Origin of the sequence: Mesorhizobium sp. M7A.F.Ca.US.002.01.1.1, from assembly GCF_004022955.1 — a bacterium.
GTDB lineage: Bacteria > Pseudomonadota > Alphaproteobacteria > Rhizobiales > Rhizobiaceae > Mesorhizobium > Mesorhizobium ciceri.
In genome coordinates, this window is the sequence record NZ_RZQE01000983.1 from 1 (window position 1) to 811 (window position 811).

At 63.9% G+C, this 811-nt stretch carries 2 protein-coding genes; both read right to left on the bottom strand.

What is annotated here, in order from left to right:
* On the bottom strand, window positions 1-420 hold a 420-nt coding region (locus EN932_RS37225), incomplete at its 3' end, for an alcohol dehydrogenase catalytic domain-containing protein (protein WP_164890904.1).
* A 156-nt stretch (window positions 421-576) separates the two neighbouring features.
* A partial coding sequence (locus tag EN932_RS37230; RefSeq protein WP_206619049.1) for a nitroreductase family protein occupies window positions 577-811 on the bottom strand: 235 nt, incomplete at its 5' end.

Consider the following 811-nt stretch of genomic DNA (forward strand, 5'->3'; position numbering starts at 1 on the left):
ATGCTGGAACAGCCCCTGCCACGCGGTCAGGCCGGAGATCGGCAGGCTCGCACCCACCGTGAAGTCAACGTCGCCGGGCAGCGGCGCGAGATTGCGAGCTTCCATAGCGACATGCTCGGCGAGCGTGCCATCGCGATGCCAGTCTGCGAGGCCGAATACGCGCTGGCCGATTGACAGCCCCGTGGTGCCGTAGCCAAGCGCAGTGACCACACCGGCCATTTCATGGCCGAGGATCGATGGCGTCCGGTCACGAAAGGTTCGATCAGCCCAGGTCGAAGGCCACTCCAGTTCGGTGTTGACGAATCCCGCCGCATGAACCTCCACAACAACATCGTTTATTGCCGCCCGCGGCTCGGGCCGCTGTACCAGCTTCATCCCGGCCTCTCCTGCAGCCTGGTCCGTCACTACGATCGCTTTCATGGGAATTGTCTCCTCCGACATTTGTGTTGGGGTAATTAGCGGGCGTGGCAGGTCTTTCGAGCTTTCACGCGTCGGCTTCGCGTCCTCCACGACGACCTTGAGGTCCCTGCCTGGGTTCCTCGGAGCTCTCGCGCGCCCGCGAATCCAGGATTTTCGTTATGCGAAGTCCAGCACATCGGCCACCGGCATGCGCGGCTTCTGCGGCCAGTTGCCAGCTCGCTCCGGTCCGACGGTCAACAGCATGACCGGCACTTCGTCTTCGGCCAGGCCGAACTCGCGGTGCACGGCTTCAGCGTCGAAACCAATCATCGGCGTCGAACCCAGGCCCAGCGACCGGGCCATGTAGATGATCGCCGCGGCGCCAAAGGTCGCGGAGCGCACTGCCTGTCTC